General features: G+C 62.1%; 17 protein-coding genes and 1 tRNA gene. 5 read left to right on the top strand and 13 right to left on the bottom strand.

The annotated features are described in order from the left end of the window. Positions 1-148: 148 nt before the first annotated feature. The 9 genes from WYS_RS08640 to WYS_RS14815 form a co-directional block, all read right to left on the bottom strand. Positions 149-565 carry a hypothetical protein gene (locus tag WYS_RS08640; RefSeq protein WP_019177768.1) on the bottom strand — a complete coding sequence of 139 codons (417 nt, stop codon included), beginning with the start codon at positions 563-565 and terminating at the stop codon, positions 149-151. Between the two features lie 113 nt (positions 566-678). Beyond that, positions 679-754, bottom strand: a tRNA-Pro gene (locus WYS_RS08635). 47 nt (positions 755-801) lie between these two features. Next, the gene (locus tag WYS_RS08630) at positions 802-993 is read right to left on the bottom strand and encodes a DNA-directed RNA polymerase subunit N (protein ID WP_026068966.1); all 192 of its coding nucleotides are present in this window, start codon (positions 991-993) and stop codon (positions 802-804) included. Between the two features lie 7 nt (positions 994-1,000). Further along, positions 1,001-1,402: a 30S ribosomal protein S9 gene (locus WYS_RS08625; protein WP_019177766.1), complete on the bottom strand. Its 402-nt coding sequence runs from the start codon at positions 1,400-1,402 to the stop codon at positions 1,001-1,003. A gap of 4 nt (positions 1,403-1,406) precedes the next feature. After that, complete coding sequence (locus tag WYS_RS08620) at positions 1,407-1,826, bottom strand: 50S ribosomal protein L13 (RefSeq protein WP_019177765.1); 420 nt, start codon at positions 1,824-1,826, stop codon at positions 1,407-1,409. 5 nt (positions 1,827-1,831) lie between these two features. Further along, positions 1,832-2,194 carry a 50S ribosomal protein L18e gene (locus WYS_RS08615; RefSeq protein ID WP_019177764.1) on the bottom strand — a complete coding sequence of 121 codons (363 nt, stop codon included), beginning with the start codon at positions 2,192-2,194 and terminating at the stop codon, positions 1,832-1,834. A gap of 64 nt (positions 2,195-2,258) precedes the next feature. Continuing rightward, positions 2,259-6,311: a DUF4011 domain-containing protein gene (locus tag WYS_RS08610; RefSeq protein WP_019177763.1), complete on the bottom strand. Its 4,053-nt coding sequence runs from the start codon at positions 6,309-6,311 to the stop codon at positions 2,259-2,261. 64 nt (positions 6,312-6,375) lie between these two features. Further along, positions 6,376-11,100, bottom strand: a complete 4,725-nt coding sequence (locus WYS_RS08605) for a DUF4011 domain-containing protein (RefSeq protein ID WP_019177762.1) — start codon at positions 11,098-11,100, stop codon at positions 6,376-6,378. A 149-nt stretch (positions 11,101-11,249) separates the two neighbouring features. Next, positions 11,250-12,395, bottom strand: coding sequence for an RNA-guided endonuclease InsQ/TnpB family protein (locus tag WYS_RS14815; protein ID WP_049796311.1), 1,146 nt, complete (start codon positions 12,393-12,395; stop codon positions 11,250-11,252). A 213-nt stretch (positions 12,396-12,608) separates the two neighbouring features. Between WYS_RS14815 and WYS_RS08595 the strand changes: the two genes are divergently transcribed. Beyond that, positions 12,609-13,769, top strand: coding sequence for a TIM barrel protein (locus tag WYS_RS08595; RefSeq protein WP_019177760.1), 1,161 nt, complete (start codon positions 12,609-12,611; stop codon positions 13,767-13,769). Positions 13,770-13,776: 7 nt separating this feature from the next. Further along, positions 13,777-14,316, top strand: coding sequence for an SIS domain-containing protein (locus tag WYS_RS08590; protein ID WP_026068964.1), 540 nt, complete (start codon positions 13,777-13,779; stop codon positions 14,314-14,316). On the opposite strand, the gene WYS_RS08585 is transcribed toward WYS_RS08590, so the two are convergent. The 4 genes from WYS_RS08585 to WYS_RS14810 all read right to left on the bottom strand — a co-directional run bounded on the left by WYS_RS08585 (position 14,313) and on the right by WYS_RS14810 (position 16,560). Continuing rightward, complete coding sequence (locus WYS_RS08585; protein ID WP_272898436.1) at positions 14,313-14,819, bottom strand: Mov34/MPN/PAD-1 family protein; 507 nt, start codon at positions 14,817-14,819, stop codon at positions 14,313-14,315. The two genes, WYS_RS08590 and WYS_RS08585, sit on opposite strands and share 4 nt — an antisense overlap. A 146-nt stretch (positions 14,820-14,965) precedes the next feature. Further along, positions 14,966-15,472: a ubiquitin-conjugating enzyme E2 gene (locus WYS_RS08580; RefSeq protein ID WP_019177757.1), complete on the bottom strand. Its 507-nt coding sequence runs from the start codon at positions 15,470-15,472 to the stop codon at positions 14,966-14,968. After that, a complete protein-coding gene (locus WYS_RS08575; protein ID WP_019177756.1) occupies positions 15,456-15,713 on the bottom strand; it encodes a hypothetical protein in 258 nt (85 codons plus the stop codon). Before WYS_RS08575 ends, WYS_RS08580 begins: the two co-directional genes overlap by 17 nt. Positions 15,714-15,780: 67 nt before the next feature. Further along, complete coding sequence (locus tag WYS_RS14810) at positions 15,781-16,560, bottom strand: HesA/MoeB/ThiF family protein (protein WP_162137724.1); 780 nt, start codon at positions 16,558-16,560, stop codon at positions 15,781-15,783. Between the two features lie 240 nt (positions 16,561-16,800). Here WYS_RS14810 and WYS_RS08565 point away from each other — a divergent pair, with 240 nt between their 5' ends. The 3 genes from WYS_RS08565 to WYS_RS16655 form a co-directional block, all read left to right on the top strand. Next, positions 16,801-17,916, top strand: a complete 1,116-nt coding sequence (locus WYS_RS08565; RefSeq protein ID WP_019177754.1) for a tryptophan--tRNA ligase — start codon at positions 16,801-16,803, stop codon at positions 17,914-17,916. Positions 17,917-18,395: 479 nt separating this feature from the next. Further along, entirely contained in the window at positions 18,396-21,770 is a 3,375-nt protein-coding gene (locus WYS_RS08555; protein WP_238540776.1) for a carboxypeptidase regulatory-like domain-containing protein, read from the top strand. Positions 21,771-21,842: 72 nt separating this feature from the next. Then, on the top strand, positions 21,843-22,235 hold a 393-nt coding region (locus WYS_RS16655; protein WP_394296331.1), incomplete at its 3' end, for a GTP-binding protein.

Raw genomic sequence — 22,235 nt, 5'->3', positions numbered from 1 at the left:
GAGTTCAATAATCGTTATTATGGGGGGATTCATGCCAGAAATCGCCTGGGAGGAGTTCATAATATATCTCATCGAATTGTACAACTCAGGGATGCAGGCAGGCCTTGCGAGACCCCGTCGAGAGATACTGAGGGTCGACTCGCCTCGCTCATTCCTCAGTCTTCCGTTCATCGACGAGCTCGACCGCCGACTCGATCCACTGGTTGATTCTGGTCCGCTCCTTCGCGACCGTCCGGTCGAACGCCTCGATGAACTCCTTGGCGTTCGTTATGGTGCCGTTGAGTATCATGGCCTGCAGCGTCTGGCATTGCAGGTCGGTCCTGCTCATCTTTAGGCTCGTATAGAGAATGATGACGACGGGGAGGATGAGCAGGGCGACCAGCAGCAGCCTGAGGGGAAGATCGAGGTTGACGCTGGAGAACAGCGCCCAAGAGATAGCACCCAAGAACAGCACTAGGATGGTGACGTTATGCTGCTTCGCCCTCTGCTCCCTGTCCCTGATTTGGTTGACATAGTCGAAGCACATCCTGATCTCGAACTCGTTGCGCTGGGGCTTCTCTTCCATGAACGGGCTTTCTCACGTGCCCGCTCAACTTATTGCTTTTGCTAGAAGAATCGTATTTGATATCAGAGATAATTAGAACGTATGAATGCATTATGGGGGAGTTATGAGAATTATGGTGGGTCTGTCCGAATTTGAATCGGAGTCACCAGCACCCCAAGCTGGAAGGATACCAAGCTACCCCACAGACCCATGTGGTAAAAGGGGGATTGAGGAAGGGGTTTAAAGAGTTTAGCCCTTCATCCCAGAGGGATAACTTCGTCGACCAGGTCGGCGTGCGCGACGATCATGCGGCGGCAGCAGTAGCGCTGCAGGCCGAGATCATCGAGGACCTGCTGGGGGTCCTCTCCCAGCTGCACCCTCTTGAGGTACGTCTGGTAAACTCCACCGATCACCTTGCCGCACGTAAAGCATCTTACTGGGATTATCATTTCAGCATCACCTGTAGGACTTCTGCCTCTTCTTGCGAGCGCCACGTCCCTGGGGCTTCTTGGGAAGCTTCCTGCGGGGGTCGCTGATAAGCAGAGAGCGGTCGTACTGCTTGAACATTGCCTCAAGCTCGTTGTCCTTTAGGAACTCCACGAGACCCTTGGCGATGGCGGTCCTGGTGGCCTCGGCCTGACCCATGAACCCGCCGCCTTCAACGTTCACGCTGACATCGACCTTGGCGGCCTTGTCGCCGGCCAGGGCCATTGGCTCCATCATCTTGAGGCGGGCGAGCTCAGGGTTGTAGATCTCGATAGGAACATTGTTCACCCTGACTTTGCCAGAACCCTCGCTCACGACGGCCCTGGCCACGGCCTCTTTCCTCTTGCCGCTGGTGTTGACTACGTTTGCCATTTGCTCACCTCAGCCTGCTTCCGAGCCACTCCGCGACCTCGCCGAGGGTGACGTACTTGTTGGTCCACAGGTTCGTAGCGTGCTCCACCTTCTCCATCTGGGAGGAGGCCAGCTCCTTCGGGACCCCGACATACACGGTCAGGTTCCGGTAGATGTCCTGGCCGCGGGCGTTCTTGAACGGGATCATTCCCCGGACGGTCCTCTTCAGAATGAGGTCGGCCCTCTTGGGGAAGAACGGCCCGTTGATGATCTTGCCTCTCTTGTACTTCTGGTGGTACCGGTCCAGGATGACGTCCCTGTTGCCGGTGATGATCGCCTTCTCGGCGTTGACAACGATGACCTGCTCCCCGTTGACGAGCCGCTTCGCGACATTGGTGCTGAGGCGTCCCAGGATGTGCCCTTCCGCATTGATAACAACAGCCATCTAGTTCACCCCATGATCTTCACGCCGCTGCCGGAAGGGTTCTCCTTCACCAGCTCGGCGATGGTCAGCTTCTTCCCGCCGGCAGCCTCGATGGCCTTGGCGGCGCTCTCCGAGAAGCGGAACGCGGCGACGGTGACCTTCTTGTTCAGGCTGCCGGCGCCAAGCACCTTGCCGGGGACGATAACGATGTCCCCGTCCTTCAAGTTCCTTTCCAACTTGCTCAGGTTGACCTCGGCCCAGTTTCGGCTGGGCTTCTCCAGTCTCAGAGCAATGTCTCGCCAGATGGCGGCATTCCCATCCCGGGTCTCCCTCTTCAGATCGGAGATGAGGGCGACCAGGTTGGGGTCCGTCTTGAGTGTATTCTTCATACTGACTCCCTCGACATTGGTAAAATGCGCTAATGGAGATGTCTTTAATAAACATTTCCCAAGCTCACGCTTTCTCCGCCGGCCTGTCTGGACGCTCTTCTGCCTTCACCGGCGGCCTCGCCGCTCTGATGATGACCCGCATGCCGCCGTTCTTCGCCGCCGCGAGGGGATAGCCCGCCTCCTTCAGGATGCGCCTCACCTTCACGACCTCCCGGTCCCGGTCATCCACCCAATCGGCGGACCATATGCGGTGCAGCCTCCACCCCAGTCCGCGCAGCACCTGCTCCCTGGTGCGGTCCCGGTCCCGGGCCGTTTTCCCGGAGCGGTACGAAGCGCCGTCGCATTCGATTCCCAGGACGAACGAGCCGGGGGCGTTGGGGTCCTCCACCGCCAGGTCGACCCGGTAGCCGGAACACCCCACCCTCTTGCGCAGGATGAGGCCTTCGACGGTCAGGGCCTTGAACACCTCCTCCTCGAACTGGAAGTCCAGGGGCTCCTCGGCCCGGCGCTCCCTCGCGCCCGCCAGCATCCCCTCGTCCCCGCCGGAGGCGGCGTAGGCGAGGTAGTCCCTGAGGAGTTTCGGACCGGCCGACCCTCCCTCCACATCATCGGCGCCGATGGAAGAGACCACCATGACCTGCTGCTTCGCCCTGGTGATGGCGACGTTGAGCCTCCTCTCCCCGCCCAGCTGGTTCAGCGGCCCGAAGTTCTGGGTCATGCGGCCCCGGGCGTCCCTCGCGTACCCCACGTCCAGTATGATGACGTCCCTCTCGTCCCCCTGCACGTTCTCCAGGTTCTTCACGAAGAACTCGTCCGAGGCCCCTTCCTCGAAGAACCTCTCGAACTCGGGGTGCTTCATTCTCAGCTTCTCTATGCGGTCCAGGATGGCCATCTGCTGCGCTTCGGAGAACGCGATCACGCCCAGTGATCTCTGGGGGCTCTTGGCGAAGTGGTCGAAGACGAGGGAGGCGACCTTCTCCGCCTCCACGGGGTTGGTCCTCGATCCTCCCCGGTCGTAGACGCCGTCGACCCTGACGTGGCTCACGCCCCCGCCCGGGGCGGCCGAGGGGAAGGTGAACAGGCGGTTGCCGTAGATGTGCCGGTTGGAGAACGCGATGAGCGACTCGTGCCTGCTCCGGTAGTGCCACAGCAGCATGTGCTGCTTGATCGCCGATGCGGAGCACTCGTCCAGGATGCTCTCCAGGTCCTCGGGCCCGTAGTCCTCGTCCTCCTCCCCCATCGCGGCCTGGAAGAACGAGGCGGGGGGCAGCTGCCTCGAGTCGCCCACGATGATGGCCTGCGTCCCCCTCATGATTGAGCCCACCGCGTCCTCTGGGTGGATCTGCGACGCCTCGTCGAAGATGACCAGGTCGAACTTGATCTTGGACGGGTCTAGGAACATGGAGACCGACAGCGGGGACATCAGCAGGCAGGGCTTCAGCTGCGTTATCAGGTTGGGGCACTCCGAGAACAGCTGGCGCACCTGCTTGTGCCGCTTCCTCTCCAGCTCGCGCTTCAGGATGCCGATCTCGACGGCGTTGGCGGAATCGGGGTCCAGGCTCCTGGCCCGGGCGTCGTTCAGCAGCCCTACCAGCCTCCGGCGGGCGATGGCCATCTGCTCCTGGTCCAGCTTCCGGAACTGCTCTATGGCGTGGCGGTGCTCGTCGGAGCGGAACGAGCGGAGCCGCCCGTCGGTGGCCCGCATGGTCTCAAGCCAGGCCTGCAGGGCCCTCTTGCGGTACGCATCCCCCAGGTCCCCCTCTGGCAAGCCCTTCCTCCGGGCGAGCGCGAACAGCGCCTCCAGCCCGTTCTCCCGGCAGTCCTGCTCCAGGGCGCAGATGCGCACCCACTCCTTCAGGGACGGCAGCTCCGACAGATGGTCGGAGGCGAACTTCTCCAGCAACGCCAGGTCGGTGGCGTGCGCCGGCGACGCCGCCCCCTTGGACCAGAACCGGGCCTGCAGGTTCCTCAGGACGTCCTTGAGGCGGGACACCTCCGCCTCGGCGTCCCTGACCGGCCCGGAGAGGCGGGCCGCTGCCCGGGGATCGCACAGCAGGTCCATCAGCTTCGGGGTGATATGCTCGCCGAAGTCCTTGAGGTAGAACGAGGTCCACATCAGGGCGGTGCGCGCTTCTCCCCAGTCGGTGCGGTCCCCCTTGAACCGGGGGCCGAACCGCTCCGCTGACAGCTTCGCCAACTCCTCGAACCGGGCATCGTCCTTCTTGATCTCGATGAGCCGCTCCAGGTCGCCGACCACCTCCCTGTACCGCCTCTTCCCCTTGTCCCTGGCGAACTCCCGGAGGATGGACCGGTCGATGCGGTACCTCTCGCTCAGGGGGCCCAGGTACTTCGCCCCCCTGACTCGCTCCAGCACTGCCTCCAGGTCAAGGGCCAGCACTCCGCGGTCGTAGTTCTCCAGGGCCCACGCCTCGTTCTTCGCCCTCCGCTCGTAGTATGTGCGAGCATCTTCCAGGTCCTTCAGCAGGCGGTCCGGCGTACCGGCCACCAGCCAGTCCCGCAGCGGCAGGGGCGTGGAGACGGACCGCCCCATCTGCTCCAGCAGCGATCTTATCTCGTGAAGGTCCGAGGGCGCCTCCCGTCCGGCCATCGAGCTGAGGCGGGCCACCCGCTCCCTCACCTTCCGGGTGCCGTCCTCCAGGTCGCGAAGGGAGGCTTCCACCATGACCTGGTGCTCCGGCTCCCAACCCTCCATCCTGAGATCGCGCCAGGGGTGGACGTCCACCCGCCCCACCGGCTCCTTCAGCAGCTGCACCTGCTTGGCAAGCCGCGCCCGGGTCTCCAGGTCGTCCATGGTCATGGACGAGGCGCCCTGCACCGGGACCGCCAGCACAGGGGCGTCCTCCAGCGCGGCCAGCCGCCCGTGCACGCAGAACACCGACCGGCCCAGCGGCTCCCTGGCGGCGTGCAGCGCCTGCACGTACTCGTTCAGTCGGTTCCTCAGCTCCTCCAGCTTCTCCAGGTCGTGCCCCCTGACCTTTTCCAGCGTCAACGGGGCCATGCATTCGCGCAGCTCCTCGATGACCTCGGACCTGGCGGTCTTGTGGCTGTGCAGCTCGAGGAGATACGTCCCCAGCCCGCTCTCGTCCAGCCGCCTCTTCACCACCTCCAGGGCGGCCATCTTCTCCGAGACGAACAGGACCTTCTTGCCGGACGCCAGCGACTCGGCGATGATGTTGGCGATGGTCTGCGATTTTCCCGTGCCCGGCGGCCCTTGCAGAACGAAGGTCATGCCCCTCTTGGCCATCTCCACCGCCTCCTGCTGGCTGGAGTCGGCGTCCAGGATCTGGAACGACTGGGCCGGTCGAACCTCGCTGTCCAGCCTGTCCGAGGCCGGATGGTCCGGCACCGGGGGGAGGAGGGACGGGTCGCCGGAGATGGCCCTCAGCAAAGGATGCCGGACGATATCGTCGCGGCAGGCGCGCATCTCCTGGTACATGGAGAGCTTGGAGAACGACAGCAGGGATAGGTACATCCAGTCATCGATCTTCCAGCCCTCGTTAGGCGCGATCGCGTCCCTCGCCCTGCTCAGGTACCCGGCGGGAGCGTCGCCCTCCGCCCACTCCGGGAGCTTGAGCCCGAAGGTGGTGGAGAGCTTGTGTATCAGGGTGGGGTTGATGACCACATCCTCCTCCGCCATCCTGAGCTGGAAGGGCTGCATGGGCCCCTGCTTCACCAGTTCCACCGGGACGAGGATGAGGGGAGCGAGCAGCTCCGTCGAGGGATCATCCTTCTCGGACCACCGCAGCAGGCCGAACGACAGGAACAGGATGTTCACTCCCTGCTCGCGGACCGCGGAGCGGGCCTTGAGCCGCATGTGCCGCAGCCGTCCCGACGTGGGGTCCGGCTCCACCAGCACCTCGCTGCCGGCCACGGCCTTCGCTGCCGCCGAGATGTCCTCCTTCGGCCCCAGCTCCCTGATGGTTAGGGTGGCGTTGTCGGCGGTCATCATGTCGAAGACCCGCGGCGGACCGGGAGCGGCCACACGTATCGCCGAGGAGGGCTTGAAGTTCAGCAGCCTGTTGCGTAAAGTAAGGTCCAGAAGGTTCTGCTGCCAGCGTTCGATGCGCTCGTCCAGCGTGGTAGCGTTCGTCCCCATTTCGGTAGCTAAGGGCCGAGCTAGCACAAAAAGGGATTGGTCTCAAGAGATTTGGGAAAAATGTTCAGGGGGTCCCGGCGAGGGGCGCCTCTCCAGCATCCTCCTCCGGGGCGGCCTTTTCCTCCTCGGCCCTGCGGAGCCCCTCGGTGTCCTTGTACGCCATGCCCCTGTTCACGAGATCGCAGGCGGCCGAGAGGATCCTCTCCTTCATGGCCGGGGTGGGGCGCTTGTACCCGTACAGGGCGGAGGTCCTCATGACCACCTCCTTCTCCGGGCACGCTCCCTCCCTGAGGCAGTACAGGACCGCCTCCTCCAGCTCTCGGGGGCAAACGAGGTCCAGGCTGTGGCGGTCGGGGAACCGGCGCACCGCCGGGGCGGTCATGCCGCACGGCCACAGGAACTCCCCGTCCATGGTGACGGAGTAGCCGTCCAGGGACTTGACCGCCTCGTCGAAGCGGCGGTCCAGGGCGGCCATCTTCCCGCCGGCCAGGCGGATGTAGTCCTTGATGCGGGCCTTGGCCACCGATGCGTGGACCGGCCCCTCCTCATTGACCACCAGCAGGAGCGCGTCCCTCAGCCCCTCGGCCGGGTCGTCGGCATACTTCTCCAACAGGTCCTCCCTTTCCCGGAAGTCCACCGCCTGGTACAGGGGGCAGGCGTCCGCCGCGCTCCTGGCGGCGGGGCCGTCGGACAGGGCGGCCACCATGACCTCCTTGGCCGGGGCAGCGGCGGGAAGAGCAGCGGGCGCTTCGGGGGCTGCAGGAAGCGGGACGGCGGGGGCGGTGGCCTCCAGGCTCCTGGACGCTTTGATCAGCGCCCTCTTGCCCTCCTCCCAGGCAGCATTCTCCCTCGCTTTCTTGAGGGCCTCCATGACCCTCTCCACCTCCTTCTCGGGGTCGTGGATCCAGTCCTGCGACCACATCCTCATGACGTTCCAGCCCAGGCCCTCCAGCACCTCCCGGCGGAGGCGCTCGCGGTCCCTGGTGGTCTTGCCGGAGCGGTACGAAGCGCCGTCGCACATGATCCCCAGGAGGTAGTTGCCCTCCCGGTCGCCGTCCTGGACGGCCAGGTCGATGCGGAACTCCGAGCAGCCGACCCTACGGTCGACCTTCAGCCCCTTGGCCACCAGGGCGTTGCGGATATCCTCCTCGATGGGGTACGAGAACGCGTCCTCCCTGTTGGGCAGCGAACCCTTGTCGCCGCCCTTCATGGCGTACTCAATGTAGTTGCGCAGCATCTCCGCGCCGGGGGCGGTGCCCTCGATATCCTCCGGAAGCAGGGACGATACCAGCACCACCTGCCTCCTGGCGCGGGTGATGGCGACGTTGAGCCTCCTCTCCCCGCCGGGGCGGTTCAGGGGGCCGAAGCCCTGGTGCATGCGGCCCTGGGCGTCCTTGCCGTAGCCGACGCTGAAGATCATGACGTCCCTCTCGTCACCTTGCACGTTCTCCAGGTTCTTGACGAAGAACTCCTCTTCCTTCCCCTCGTTGAAGAACGGGGCCATGTCCGGCTCGATCTTCAGCCGCTTCTCCACCTCCTCCAGGATGGCCATCTGCTGGGCCTCCGAGAACGCCACCACGCCAATGGAGCCGGGCGCCTCGCTCCGGAAGTGCTGGAACACCAGCTCCACGACCTTGGCCGCTTCCACGGGGTTCCGGCGGCTCCTGCCGCGGTCGTACTCGCCCTCGGGCACATGGACGAACGAAACGCCCAGGCCTTCATGGCTGACCGATGACGGGAAAGTGCTCAGCCGATCGTTGTAGAAGTAGTGGTTGGAGAACGCGATGAGCGACTCGTGCCTGCTCCGGTAGTGCCACCGCAGCATCCTCTGGGGCATGGAGGACGAGCACTCGTCCAGCACGCTCTCCAGGTCGGGGATGTCGTCCTCGTCGTCGTAGCTGACCTCGCGGAAGAAGTCAGTAGGGGGCAGCTGCTTGGCGTCGCCCACCACGATGACCTGCTTTCCCCTCATGATGGAGCCGATGGCGTCCTCCGGGCGGATCTGCGACGCCTCGTCGAAGATGACCAGGTCGAACTTGATCTTGGACGGGTCTAGGAACATGGAGACCGACAGCGGGCTCATGAGCAGGCAGGGGCGCAGGGCCAGGATGGGCTCCCAGGCCTGCTGGAACAGCTCCCTCAGGGGGCGGATGTTCTTCTTACGGTTGACCTCGTGCTTCAGCACCCACAGGCCGCTGCCGTGGGCGGGGGAGGCGTCCTCGCACAGTTCCCTCCTCCTCTCGTCGAGAACGGCGCGGGTCCTGGAGGCGGCGGTGCGGAGCATCTCCCCGTCCAGGCGTTCGAACCTCGCCACCTCGCTCTCCTGCTCCTCGCGGTTGAAGTCGCGGAGCAGGCGGTCGCGGGACACCAGCAGGTCGTACCACAGCGTGAGGTGCCGCTTGCGGATGCCGTTCCACAGGTCCCCAGGCAGAGCGGAGCGCTCCGCCAGGATGACGAGGTCTCCCAGGCCGGCCTGCTCCAGCTGCCTCCTGACGCGGTTCGACTCGGCCCACTCCCGGAAGGAGGAGGCGGTGTCGAGGTGGTACTGGGCCCACTGCCCCAGCTCCTCGAACGGCACCTCGTGGAGAGGCCGCCCGCCGGCGAGCTTGTCGAGAGTGAAATACTGAGACAGCGCCGAGAGGGCCTCCTGGAATCTGAGGCAGGAGGTCTCCAGCTCGTCGATTCGGCCCTTCAGGCCGATGAGCTTCTCCGGCCCGTCGCACAGCAGGGAGCGCACTTCGTCGCTGGCCGGCTCCCCGAACTTCTCGTAGTACTGCCTGGCCCACTCCACGGAGCGGTGCAGCGCCTCCCAGTCGGTCCTCTGGCCCTGGAAGTACTTGCCGAAGGCGTAGGTGCACTCCGCTTCCATCGACCGGACCCGGTCGGCGAGGTGCGCGATGTTGATCACTTCCGGCAGCTCGGCCATGACCTCGTCGTAGGTGAGCTTCCGGTCCCCGCGCCACATCGAACGCAGGAGGTCCAGGTCGTGGCGGTAGCGGGAGTTGAATGACCTGGTGAATGAGCTGTACTTCTCGGTGAACCGCTCCTGCATGGACGCCAGGTCCAGGGCGAGGACGTCCTCGTTGAACCGGGCGCGGAGCCAGGTCATCCTCTCATTGAGCTGGGAGTAGGATTCCTTCATGTTGTCCATCGCCCTGAGCAGGGGGACAGGGTCCTTCTCGATCCATCTCGGGAGGGGGTAGGTGGTCAGCAGGATGTGCCTGAACTGCCCCACCATCTGCTCCACGTCCCCCAGGGCGGCCGGCTCGGGGAGCCCGTGGTCCTGGGCGAACCGCGATGATGTCTCGTTCAGGCGGGTGCGGGCGAACTTGAGGTCCGACAGGCGGTGCACCATCTCCGACTGGGCGCCCAGCTTCCAGGAGTCCACCAGGCAGTCGGTCCAGGGGTGGTCGGACCTCTGCGCCAGCACCGGCGCGTATCTCTGAAGGTCGCGGACCAGCGGGGCCATGGCCTCCAGCTCCTTCCAGCTGAGCTTCTCGATGTTGGGGAGCGAGATGACCAGCTCGGGAGCGTCCTTCAGGCGGACCAGTTCCTCCAGGAGCTGGAACACCGGCATGCCCAGGCCGTCCCGGGTCCGGTGCAGGGCGTCGACATAGCTGTCCAGGCGGGCCCTCGACCCCTCGAGCTCGTGAAGTGCCTGCACCTGCTGCGGCTGCACCGGGACCGGGGTCAGGGACTTGGACAGCTCGTTCGCCACCGTCTGACGGGAGGCCTTGTGGCTGTGAAGCTCCAGGCAATAGTCGCCCAAGCCGTTCTCGTCCAGGCGCCTCTTCACCACCTCCAGGGCGGCCATCTTCTCCGAGACGAACAGCACGGTGCGGCCCTTGGCCAGCGATTCGGATATTATGTTGGTGATGGTCTGCGACTTGCCCGTCCCGGGGGGGCCCTGCAGCACGAAGCTCGCTCCCTCGGCGGCGAGCGCGACCGCCTCCTGCTGGCTGGAGTCGGCGTCCAGGATCTGGAACGATCCAGCCGGCAGGTCCCTGTCCAGAGGGGAGGTAGGTTCCTCCAGCAGGGTGGCGTGCGACGCCCCGGTGTCGCCGGCCATGGACCTGATGACAGGATGGGCGGCGGCCACGGAACGGTAAGTGGCAAGCTCGTCGTACATGCACATCTTGGGGAAGTTGAACAGCCCCAGGCGCACCTCGCTGGTGATCTTCCAGTCCTTCAGCGGAGCGACCGAATCGGCGACCGCATCGAGGTACTTCTGGATGTCCAGGTCCCCCTCGGGGAGTTGGGGGAGCGTCAGACGCAGCTCCAGCTTGAGCTTCTGGGCGAGGGTGGGGTTGACGGAGATGTCGTCGCCGGTGTGCACCAGGCGGTAGGGGCGGAGCGGACCTTCCCTGACCAGCTCCACCGGGATCAGGACCAGGGGGGAACGGATGCGCTCTCCATCGGTGACGGCATGGGACCACTCCAGCGCGCCGACCGTAAGGAACAAGATGTTGGTGCCCTGCTCCCTCACCGCCGCGCGGGCCTTGGTGCGCATGCTCAGCAGGGAGCGTTCCGCCCGGTCGCGTCCGAGATCTGGTAGCACCTTGTTCTCGTACTGCTCGGTCCCGTCATCGGCGCCGAAGTACAGCTCAAAATCGCTCTTGTTCTTGACCAGGCGGTCGTAGATCGCTTGCGGATGGGGCCTCATCAGCTTCAGGCAGCCCTGCCTCCCCTCCCGGAGGTTCAGCAGGCTGTTCCTCAAGCTGGTGTCGATGAGGTTCTTTCTCCATCTCTCTATACGGGCATCTAATGTCTTGTCGTCTAGAGTGAACATCCCTATCCCAACCCGAATATGTCAGACACGGGTCGGACGGGGGATATAGTTTGCTATATGATTTTCTTCTCGCTGAAACGATAACAGTAAGCCGGGCGGGGCCCCGACCCCGGTCAGTCTAGACAAGAAAACCAGCGACAGCAATTATGTCAGCTGCCCACGAGCATGCTCACGGGCTTGCAGCTAAACTCAGCCTCAAGTGCCATATGGCCTTTGGCTTCACCACTCGCTGCATTTGGCTGGCTGACAGACAGCCTGCCGCCTTCCCATGTAGAGAAGGCGGCGATGTTCCTGCTGGCGTTCAAGTCGGCGTCCAGCGTGAACCTGCACTGAACGCATTCGAACTGCCTTCCTGTTCTGTTACTTGAGGACACGTGACCGCATCGAGAGCAGGTTTGAGAAGTATAGTGAGGATCGATCACCTCTACTCGTTTTCCCAGAGCTTCAGCTTTGTACCTAACAAACCGAATTAATTCGCCGAACGACCAGCTACCCAGCTTGGGGTTGAACTCCCTGCTCCTCTTGATTTCCCTGGTACTTTTCAAATCCTCGAACACGAAAACGTCATACGGCTTGCTCACTACCTCTTTGGCCACACAATGGTTCGAGTCCCGAACGAACCGTCTCTCTCGCCCGCTTACTTCACGAAGTTTTCGTCTAGCGGAGCGAGTGCCTATGGACTGCAGTTCAGCCTTGAGATGGCGATACTGGCCTTTGACGTTCTTGAGATGTTTGGAGCTGTAGAAAGTGTTGTCTGAGCACACCGCGATGTTGTTGATGCCCAGATCGATTCCTAAGCGACGATTCCCGCAGTTGAACGGCGGAGTTTCGCCCTCTACCTGGACGTTGAGGAAGCAAGCGTACCGACCGATGATAAGCTGTGCGTTCTGCACCATCCATGATTGGTATTGCCGATAGTAGTCGGGTAGAATGAAGTCGTACCGCTTTCTTCCGGATACTGTGCTTATGCTGAGGTATCCGGATTGCAGGAAGACCCTTAACGTTCTCTTATCGTAACGAATCGAACTGGATGGTTTCTTCCTGATCTTATGCTTGAACTTATCGCGCTTGAGCATGTCGCTTGCCTGATCTCTGGCCGTTTGCACTAGTGGTGAAGGTAGCGAGGGGAATTCTTCTCTCGCATCATAGTATGTCGCGCGGTCCAGCTTGTATTTATTATGCTGCTTGTTTGCCTGGCCCCAATCCAAGACACGCTGGCACGCCTGATTAAATAGGCTGACCGTCTCAACGAGCTCGACGGTGTGCTCCAATAGTATCTTGACGGTGCGGAACATCGGATTAGGAATCGCTGATTTAGCGATTTGATACATCTAGCTACGTGTAATATTTTTCTTCAAAAGGTACTTTTTCCAGCGATACATATTATTATCACTATAGCTTAATCACTATATCCTAGGGGAAAAATGGATTAGGGGGGTTGTTATGGTGGTGTCGTTATGATAAGATTTGGCCCGGCCGGTATTCCACTTTCATGCAAAGGCAGGACCTTGCGCGACGGCATAGAGGACGTGCACAGCCTCGGCCTTAACGCCATGGAGGTCCAGATGGTGCGCGTCAACGTCATAGACCGCTTCCCCGATGAGGAGGAGGTAGGACTCACCCCCCTGGAGGTGGAGAGCGACCTCATCATGGAGATCAACCGGGTCAAAGGAAAGAAGGAGGTCCGGCTGACCAAGCCGACCGAGAAGATCAAGGAGGACGACACCCTCATCACCTTGGCCTCAGGGCTCGCGCAGAACTTCCTGGAGCTGCAGGAGCTGGGGGAGATGGGCAAGGAGATGGACGTCCAGCTGTCCATGCACACCCCCTATTACATGGACCTGTCAAGCAATTCCGAGCTCACCGAGCGGTGCATCGACAACATCCGGTGGGCGGGGACGATGACCGACCAGATGGACGGTACCATGGTGGTGACGCACCTCGGCCTGTATGGCGAAGGCAGCAAGAAGCAGGCCAAGAAGAACATCACCGACAACATCGCCGCGGTCATGGAATGGTGGGAGGACAACAAGCTCAGGCCCAAGCTGGGGCTGGAGATGTCGGGGCGCCAGGAGGTCTTCGGCTCGCTGGAGGAAGTTCTCGAGCTGTGCGACGAGGTCAAGGGCACCGTGCCGGTGATCAACTTCGCCCACGTGCATGCCCGAGAATCAGGTGGGCTCAGGGAGCCGCAGGACTTCGGCGCCTTGCTTGACAAGGTCAAGGACTACGTCAACGGGCACTTCTATACTCATTTCTCTGGCGTGGAGCACGAGGGCGGGAACGAGAAACGGATCACCCCCATCAAGAAGGGTGATCTCAAGTTCGAGCCTCTGGCCGAGTTCTTGGCGGAAGAGAACCCCAATATCACCGTCATCTCCTCCTCTCCATTGTTGGAGCACGACGCCATGTACATGAAGGTCATCTACGAGCGCGTGCTGACCAAGAGGGTGGCCAAGGAGATCAAGGGCAAGAAGAGCGACAAGAAGGGCGCCAAGGATGGGGACGAGGAGGACGAAGAGGAGGAGGTGGAGATAGAGACCCCCGACCTCGAGGAATTCCAGTCCATCACCACAAGGGAGCGTCCGGAGCGCAAGCCCGCTCCCCGGCCCAAGGCGGAGAAGCCGGAGAAGAAGCCGACCCCCAAACCCCCGGCCAAGAAAAAGAAGTGAGGCGGGAATGCAGGAGCCGCTCCGCTACATCCTTCGGGAGATGCAGGAAGCATTGGAGAAGATGGACCCCTCCGCCCTGGACGGCGCCATCGCTGCCATAGTGGGGTCGAAGAAGATCTTCATCTACGGCGTCGGACGCTCCGGGCTGGTGGGGCAGGCCTTCGCCGTTCGCCTCGTTCAGCTGGGCTTCAACGTGCACTTCGTCGGCGACATGACCACGCCGATCGTGGATGCGGAGGACCTCGTTATTATAGTATCTAACACCGGGGAGACCATGTCGGCGGTGCAGACCGCCAACATCGTGCGCCGGGTCGGCGCGACCGTAATCTCCGTGACGTCGAACCCCAACTCCAAGCTGGGGCACGCCTCCAATCTGATACTGGAGATACCCCTGGTGAAAGACGAGCAGAAGAGGAAGTACGCGCCGCTGGGGACGATCTTCGAGGACACCGCGCTGGTGCTGTTCGATTCCCTCGTCCCCATTATAATGGAGCGGACCTCGCAGAACGAAGCCTCCCTGCGGCGCCGGCACGCTATCTGGGTCTAAGGGATCGCCGTTTCCGGGCCCTTCACCTGCTTTCTGAAGCGCACCACCTTGCTGGCATAGGGCTCCTGGTAGGGGTCCCAGTACACTGCGAACGGCCGCGACTCGACGCGCCCGTCCCGGAGGCGGAACACGTCGATCTCGCGGTTCACCGGGTCGATGACCAGGGCGGAGTGGAAGCTCCGGTTGAACATGGCCCTCTGGGTCTGGATGTCGGTGGATGAGAGGAAGCAGCCATAGGACGGGTGGGAGTGGTACCATCCCACGATGATGTACCGGAACCCCGATTCGTCGAGCGAGGCGAACAGCTTCTCGAAGGCGTCGCGGTCGAAGCGCACGCTCACCTCGGTGGCGTCGAGGTCAGTGGTGACCACGTCGCGCACCAGCGCGTACTCCCTCCCGTTGTGGCGGTACACCCCTCCGAGCATGAGACCCATGACCTCCTTGCGCTCGTTCACGTGCGCCAGGGCATGATTGCGCATCTTCTCTTCGGCCACCTTGGATATGTACAGTTCCAGCCCCTCCTTGCGCGCCTCCTCGTAGGCGCTGAGGCGGTTGGCGTTCAGCCACCCATGCGCTTTCGTCCTCTCCGTCGGCGGGGGCGGCGATTCCTTGACCTCGACATCCTGGACGCCGGTGATGGTGGGGGCGCTCAGGGCCTCACCACCCTGGGGGCGGGAGGCTTGAGCATCGGCGGCAGCTTGACCTCGGCGCAGTTGAAGTGCTCCGCCGCGGCGGTGCAGCTGTCGGTGCCGAACGGGCTGGCGGGGTTGGGGTTCATGACCAGGGACTCCACCCCTTTAATGAACGATATCAGGGTGGAGTTGAACCCCCACTCCTCCAGGAGCTTGGTGCAGACGTGCCCGCCGTCGTCGGGCATCATGATGTTGGGGTGGAAGATGGGGGACATCCACCTCACCGTCGGTTTCTCGAACGGGTAGTTCTTCCCGATGCTGATGCTGAACCGGTGCAGGTAGGTGCTCCCGACCTTGCCCTCCTCGATAATGGGCCCGGGGACCTTGGCGAGCTCGACCTCCACCTCCACGGGGAACCGCACCCTGGACGGCGCCGACAGGTCCGGCATGTCCCTGATATAGCTGCGGCAGGCCGACAGCTCGTTCCTCAGCCTGATGACGAGGATATCAGCGGGAAGGGGCATGGGCACCGCCTTCGGGGTCGGGGATAAGCTCCAGCTCATCGTTGTTCATGAGCATGGCCTCGGCCACGGTCTGCTGGCCCCGAAGCAGCTTCTTGCCCCTCCTGAGGACGTACGCGCCGGCGTCCTTCTCCCAGTACCCCGCGGCGCCCTCGATGATCTCCACAACGGTGTTCTCCGCCTCCAGCTCCATGTCCACGCTGGCGCCTGACTCGGCGTTCCTGACCTTTACTCTGAGAGGCATAATATCCAGTCGTCAAAATTATTCAGTGACGTAAAAAGCTTGTGGGCCTACATGTAGGCTACAGTAATCAGAGCGAATGCATGGGGCACTCGGGGTCGAAGGAGAGCTCCAGCTCGTCCCATCTTCCCCGCAGCCCGTCGTAGTGCAGCACGTTCTTGATCGTGCGGTCCTCCAGGCCGCACAGCAGCTTGATGGCCTCCCTCACCTGCACCGCCGCGACGATCGAGGTGGTGGTTATCTCCGCGGCCACCTTGGGCTGGTAGAACGCCACCTCCGCGCCGGTGCAGGAGTACCGCTTCTCCAGTATCTTGTAGTGGGTGCGGTTCAGCCCGCACTGCAGGCACGGCGTGGCCGGGGGGACCACCACCTGCACCCGGCCGGAGAACCCGTCAGTGCCGCCGTCGACGTAAGGGACGCCGTGAAAGTAGGCGTGGGAGTTCACGTGCAGGCGGGCGGCCACGTTGTCCAGGCATCCCAGGACCAGACGGTGCTCCTTCCATACTTCGGGCGGGAGGTCCTCCACCCTCCCCGCCACGGGGGTCACCGACGCACCGGGATCGAGGTCGACGGCCCGCTCCGCCACCGCCTCGGCCTTGAGCCTCCTCTCCGCATGGTCCCTCTCCCTGAACAGCACGCACCGGCTCAGGTTGGAGCGGACCACGTGGTCCATGTCCACGAGGGTGATGTGCCCGATGCCCGCCAGCACCAGGTCCTTCACCGCCTCGTTGCCCAGCGCCCCGGCGCCGATCACCAGGACTCGCGAACCCCGCAGCTTCTCAAGGTCCAGCCACTTGATGCGCCTCTCCCGCTCCCAGCGGTCCTCGTCCACTTGCCCGGCCCGCAGCACGATCCGACCCCCACGGCCTGGCCGCCGGGTAGGCGGCGGTCCAGGAAGAGAAAGATATTAATTATCCAATATATAATCGGACATTGTTGATATCAACAACGAAATCGGGCCCTGGCGGGATGCGGAGAAGTTAACGGTCGACTTTTTTGAGCTGGAAGCGTTTGCACACATGGCCGCGCCGGCACCGTCTGGACGATGTGAAAAGGTATTAATCGCTTCAAGCACTCTAGGCGCGGTAAGATGAACGCGGAGTTCAAGGTCACCCCATGGGAGGTCAGCGGCGAAGTGGACTACGACCTCCTGGTGGAGAAGTTCGGGACCAAGAGGATCGACAACGCTTTGCTGGAGCGCATGTCCAAGTACGGCGAGCTCCACCCCCTCCTCAGGCGCGGGGTGGTGTACTCCCACCGGGACATGGAGTGGATCCTGGACCGCTACGACGCCGGGGAGAAGTTCTACCTGTACACCGGGCGCGGGCCGTCGGGCCACACCCATCTGGGCCACCTGATGCCCTGGATCTTCACCAAGTACCTGCAGGACACCTTCAAGGTCCCTCTGTACTTCCAGCTTACCAACGACGAGAAGTTCCTGTTCAACGAGAACCTCACCCTGAAGGACACCACCGACATGGCGTACCAGAACCTGCTGGACGTCATCGCCCTGGACTTCGATCCCAAGCTGACGAAGATCATGGTGGACACCGAGTACATCCACCACCTCTACCCCATCGCGCTGAAGGTGGCCAAGAGGATCACCTTCTCCACCGCCCGGGCAGTGTTCGGGTTCGAGAACTCCAATAACATCGGCACGATCTTCTTTACCAGCGTCCAGGCCGCCCCGGCCTTCCTGGGCTCCGAGCTGGCCGGGAAGAACGTCCCCTGCCTCATCCCCTGCGGCATCGACCAGGACCCCCACTTCAGGGTCGCCCGCGACATCGCCCCGGTCCTCGGCTACTATAAGCCGGCGCTGCTGCACAACAAGATGTTCCCCGGGTTGCAGGGCACCGACAAGATGTCCTCGTCGCAGCCGAACAGCACCATCTACACCACCGACCCCCCCAAGCTGGTCAGGAAGAAGATCATGTCCGCCTTCACCGGGGGCTGCGTCTCTGTGGAGGAGCAGCGCAAGTGCGGCGGGAAGCCGGAGGTCTGTTCCGTCTTTAAGTACAAGTTCTACCTCTTCGAGAAGAACGACAAGAAGCTGGACGAGCTGTACGAGAAGTGCCGCAGGGGCGAGATCCTGTGCGGGGAGTGCAAGAAGTCCCTGGCCGACAGCATGGTCACCTTCATCGAGGACCACCAGGTCAAGAGGGAGGCGGCCAAGGACAAGGTCGAGGAGTTCATGCTCCGGGACTGAGGCCAAATTTAGGGTGGCGGAAAGATCAATGGCCCCGAGTTGAATGTGGGATCCGGCAGGTATTCATGGGAGGTACAGACCGCCTGTGACGGTCGCCGCAAGACCCCCCCTGGGGCCGCCCACAAGATCATCATTGTTATTGCAGGGGTCCACCTTGCTCCCAGAGCAAGGGCACTGTTCAATTATCAGAAGATATTGATCAGCATTCACTTACCTGCCATGCTGGGAAGGTAATGCCCGGGAGCGTGGGCCGCCGCTCTTCCAATGTATTGTTTAAGGATGATGTTGTTCTTGATAATGCATATACAAAAACCCGCGGCCTGAGCTCCGAAGGTCCGATTTCTGAGGGCCGATGTATCGGTGTCCGTCATATCTATGGAATAATCAAGTATAATATTCCGCGAGAACATCCGAACCCACTTTTCGGGATTTCGAGGAGTCAAGTTGGTGCTGAGATGGATCAAAAGTTGTCAGGCCTGATGCTAGCTGTTCTGATGGTATTGTCCGCGACCGTAGTGACCGTAGGGCCGGTGGGCGTGGCGTCCGCCGCGCCGGAGGATGACTTCGAGTATGTCCTCATCAATGGGGGTGCCGAGGTCCAGATAACAAAATATAACGGTCTGGGCGGTGCCGTGGAGATACCCAGTGAGATCGACGGAAAGCCTGTGACCGCTCTCCTCTTGAATGTGTTCAACGGGAATGCCGCCCTGACCTCTGTCGACATACCGGCCAGCGTCAACGTCATCTGGGACAACGCGTTCGACGGCTGCACCGCCCTGACCGCGATCAATGTCGCCGCCGGCAATATGGTCTACGAGAGCGAGGGTGGCGTCCTGTACAGCAAGGGCATGACCGTTCTATTGAAGTACCCCCTCGCGAGGGCGGGGGCTTCATTTGAGGTGCCGGGCAGTGTTTCCACTATCCATGCCGACGCGTTCAGGGGCGCTTCCCTTGTTTCTATCTCCATGGGCAGCGGCGTAATCACCATCGGCGTGAACGCCTTTTCCTTCTGCACCGCCCTGGTGTCCGTGACCCTGGGCAGCGGCGTGGACACCCTCCCGAGAGCGGCGTTTGGGTCCAACCCCTCTCTTGACAACATTTTCGTCGATGATGGCAATGAAAAGTACGTGGACATCGATGGCGTCCTGCACATCCGCGGTTCAGGAGGAACCCTTACTCTCTGGATGTGCCCCTCGGGCAAGATCGGTGCATACGATATCTCCCCGAATGTCCGAACGATCTCGTCCACTGCGTTCAGTGACAGCGACCTCAGCTCCATCACTATTCCCGAGGGCGTGGTAACGATCGAGGACTACGCGTTCTATGGGTGCAACGCTCTGACCTCCATCGTGATACCGAACAGCGTCACCCACCTGGGAGAAGGAGCGTTCTATGAATGCACCGCCCTGACCAGTGTGATCGTGGGCAGCGGCGTGCCCTCGCTGTACTATACGTTCTATGGGTGCTCTTCCCTCATCGCGATGGTGTTCGAGGGCAACGCCCCGTCGCTTTTGGACGATTATGTGGAGTTCTACGGCACTAGCCCAGATCTTAAGGTCTTCTGCCACGATGGCGCTACCGGCTTCGGCGCCACGTATGGCGGAGCGCCCACGACCATGCTGGGTGTCGGGGCCACCGCGCCCAACGGCCTGACGGCCACCGTCGACGGCACCAGTGTTGTCCTGAACTGGTCCGCCCCGGTCTACACCGGCGGCGCGGACATCACCCACTATGCGATCTCTCAGAACGGGGCGCCGATCGCCACTGTCAGCGCGGACGGCCCCCCTACCTACGCCGTGACCGACCTGGCCTATGGTTCGATCTACACCTTTAGCGTAACGGCCTGCAATGAATACAGCAACGGCCAGGGCGCCACCGTGTCGGTCAGGTTGTTCGGCCTCACGATCACGTCCCCCGCCGACGGCTCGCGCGTTAAAACCAATGACGTCGTCGTCCACTGGGGCGTAGAGGCGGCCGGGGAGCTCGCTTACCAGGTGTCTCGCGACGGCGTGTACCTGGGTGAGATGCCCACTACAAGCTATGCCTTCAATGACCTCCCTGACGGCACCTACAGGGTGCAGGTGTGGGTGCGCGACAACGATTATCACTTCGGGACGGACACGGTCTCCTTCACCGTGGACACCGTCGCTCCCACGGTGACGGCCAGGTCGCCCGAGGGAGCCGAAGTTGCCGTCGGCGGCACGATAGGCGTGACATTTGACGAGGCCATGAACCAGACCTCGGTGGTCATGACCCTGAACGGTGAAGAGGTCGAGCTCGCCTGGAACGGCAATACCGCGACGTACACTCCGAACCCGGCGCTGGCATATGGCACCGCTTATGCCATCAGCGTGACCGGGAAGGACGTCGCCGGGAACCCTCTCGGAACGACCTCTTGGACTTTCACCACTGTTGATGGCGCCGTCATCTCCGGCGTGGTCACCGACGACGCCACCGGTCTCCCGATCGCCGGGGCCACAATATCGTTCGGCGGCCAGATCGATACAACGGACGAGAACGGGGCCTTCACGATCAGTGGCGTCGCGCCTGGAACGTACGCCATGGCGGTCAGCAAAGATGGATATGCGCCCTGGGAGCAAAACGTGCAGGCGACCTCGGGGGCCAACATTGTGAACCCAGAGCTGCATGACACCGCGCCCCCCAGCGTGAGCATAATCTCTCCGGGACCCGGCACCGTGTTCGCCATCTCCTCAGTTACGGTGACATGGGCCAGCAGCTCTGACGTCACCGCCGTCCGCATCAGCACCGACGGGGAGAACTGGACGCCGATAACGGGAACGAGCAACACCTCCAGCTATCCTGACGGCCTCAACACAGTATACATCAACGTTACCGACGCCGCGGGGAACTGGGCGGTGGACACAATATCGTTCACTGTAGATGACATCGCGCCGACCGTGACGGACCGCTGCCCCGTAGAGGATGATGTCTGGATCGAGGACGTGATAAGCGTCACCTTCTCGGAAGCTATGAGCCAGAACTCGGTGAACATCGTCGTCAGCAACGGGGCCACCTCGATCCCCGGAGTTATTTCTTGGAACGGCAACACTGCGATCTTCACCCCTGACTCCGCACTGGATTACGACACCGTCTACACGGTGACGGTGACCGGGAAGGACATGGCGGGCAACGATCTCGCAGAGCCCGATTGGCAGTTCACCACCCTGAAGGACGAGGGCCTCATCTATGGCGAGATCACAGATCATGAGTATAACCCCCTCCCAGGCGTCACCGTCACGCTCAGCAACGGCATGACCACCACGACCAACGAGACTGGCTACTTCGAGTTCGACAAGGTCCCCTCAGGTGACTACACCATCACCATGGCGAAGGAGGGCTACGTGACCATCTCATGGTACCCTCTGCCGAGCCTCCCGGGCGGGTACTCGGTGTTCGGGGCGAGCTTGGAGGCCGAACCCGGCTCCATCGTTGGAACGGTCAAGGACGCTGACGGCAACCCCATCTCCGGCGCCACGGTAAGGCTGAACAGCACCGTGTCAACGACGACCAACGCCACCGGATATTTCGAGTTCGATAACGTCATCGTTGGAACGTACTCGCTCAACGTGACCAAGGAAGGCTACCGCCCCATGGAGCAAAGCGTGACCCTCGCGCCGGGAGAGGACAAGACCTTGGACCCAATGAGCCTAGGGGCCGTGGAAACCGACGATCCCACCGATCCTGGAGATGACGACCCCTCAGACACACCCGGCGGAGACGGCACCACCGACAAGGATGATGTGCCAGGGGACAATACCCTGCTGTACGTCGGAGCCGGGGTGGCAATAGCCATCGCCGCGCTGCTCGGCGTGCTGTTACTGCGGAAGAAGTGAGTCTAACGAGGGGCCTCCCCCCCCCTTACTTCTGGAAGGAGCATCCAGAACTCTCAATCAGTCCAGAGCGCCATGCTCGATCGGCAGGCAGGTCCCAACAGTATCGGCCAACCTCTGGTGCGCTCTGCGCAATGCTCTGCCGGGGCAGCCATTTTTCAACATCACAGGGCCCGCCCCATCCATCGAGCCGGCGATGGTTCTTACTGCAACTCGCAGATCATCAACGGAGCAAGCGAGCGGGCTCCCCTTTGTCATCAATCGTTATGGCTATATACATATAGTTTGATTTCTATATCAAATATTATATTCAGAGGTCAAACAATGAAAGCGCGCAAATTCATGGTAGTGAGCGGCTTCCTCGGCGCTGGAAAGACCACGAGCATGATCGCGTTCGCCGAATATTTCAATCAGAAATATGGAAAGGCCGTGATCATCGTGAACGACCTCGGCGCCAAGAACCTGGTG

This window comes from Methanomassiliicoccus luminyensis B10 (genome assembly GCF_000308215.1).
Classification (GTDB): domain Archaea; phylum Thermoplasmatota; class Thermoplasmata; order Methanomassiliicoccales; family Methanomassiliicoccaceae; genus Methanomassiliicoccus; species Methanomassiliicoccus luminyensis.
Note: the sequence above shows the minus strand (reverse complement) of the source record. Positions and strands in the feature narration are given on the sequence as shown.

What these genes read in the sequence shown, in the direction of transcription:
- WYS_RS08625 (WP_019177766.1), bottom strand. Translation starts at nt 1,402, where the DNA reads ATGGCAAACGTAGTCAACACCAGCGGCAAGAGGAAAGAGGCCGTGGCC.
- WYS_RS08590 (WP_026068964.1), top strand. Translation starts at nt 13,777, where the DNA reads ATGCAGGAGCCGCTCCGCTACATCCTTCGGGAGATGCAGGAAGCATTG.
- WYS_RS08610 (WP_019177763.1), bottom strand. Translation starts at nt 6,311, where the DNA reads ATGGGGACGAACGCTACCACGCTGGACGAGCGCATCGAACGCTGGCAG.
- WYS_RS08640 (WP_019177768.1), bottom strand. Translation starts at nt 565, where the DNA reads ATGGAAGAGAAGCCCCAGCGCAACGAGTTCGAGATCAGGATGTGCTTC.
- WYS_RS08575 (WP_019177756.1), bottom strand. Translation starts at nt 15,713, where the DNA reads ATGCCTCTCAGAGTAAAGGTCAGGAACGCCGAGTCAGGCGCCAGCGTG.
- WYS_RS08615 (WP_019177764.1), bottom strand. Translation starts at nt 2,194, where the DNA reads ATGAAGAATACACTCAAGACGGACCCCAACCTGGTCGCCCTCATCTCC.
- WYS_RS08620 (WP_019177765.1), bottom strand. Translation starts at nt 1,826, where the DNA reads ATGGCTGTTGTTATCAATGCGGAAGGGCACATCCTGGGACGCCTCAGC.
- WYS_RS08555 (WP_238540776.1), top strand. Translation starts at nt 18,396, where the DNA reads ATGCTAGCTGTTCTGATGGTATTGTCCGCGACCGTAGTGACCGTAGGG.
- WYS_RS08580 (WP_019177757.1), bottom strand. Translation starts at nt 15,472, where the DNA reads ATGCCCCTTCCCGCTGATATCCTCGTCATCAGGCTGAGGAACGAGCTG.
- WYS_RS08605 (WP_019177762.1), bottom strand. Translation starts at nt 11,100, where the DNA reads ATGTTCACTCTAGACGACAAGACATTAGATGCCCGTATAGAGAGATGG.
- WYS_RS14815 (WP_049796311.1), bottom strand. Translation starts at nt 12,395, where the DNA reads ATGTTCCGCACCGTCAAGATACTATTGGAGCACACCGTCGAGCTCGTT.
- WYS_RS08630 (WP_026068966.1), bottom strand. Translation starts at nt 993, where the DNA reads ATGATAATCCCAGTAAGATGCTTTACGTGCGGCAAGGTGATCGGTGGA.
- WYS_RS08565 (WP_019177754.1), top strand. Translation starts at nt 16,801, where the DNA reads ATGAACGCGGAGTTCAAGGTCACCCCATGGGAGGTCAGCGGCGAAGTG.